1 protein-coding gene is annotated in these 320 nt (G+C 51.6%); it reads left to right on the forward strand.

What is annotated here, in order from left to right; translation table 11 throughout:
- On the forward strand, positions 1 to 320 hold a 320-nt coding region (locus tag AC23P2_RS31330), incomplete at both ends, for a rhodanese-like domain-containing protein (protein WP_487776826.1).

The raw sequence follows: 320 nt of genomic DNA on the forward strand, positions 1-320 counted from the left end.
TTTGCCCAGATCGAGCGGACCCTAAAAGACTTCCGGGAGCAGAAAAACTCCTTCCAGTCAATATCCATCGACGAGCTAATCGAGAAAGTCCGACAGGAAAATGTAGTAGTTCTGGATGTAAGGCCCGAAAAAGAGTACCGGGCCGGGCACATTCCCCAAGCCTTATCGGTCCCCATGGAACACCTTTCGGAACGGATTGCCGCTTTACCCAAAGACAAACCGGTGATTGTGTACTGCCGGGGTCCCTTCTGTGTGTTTGCTGATGAAGCCGTCGAACAACTGCAAAAACAAGGCATTAAGGCTTGGCGCCTGGAAGAAGG

It is taken from the genome of Runella sp. R0.1_18, from assembly GCF_057652155.1.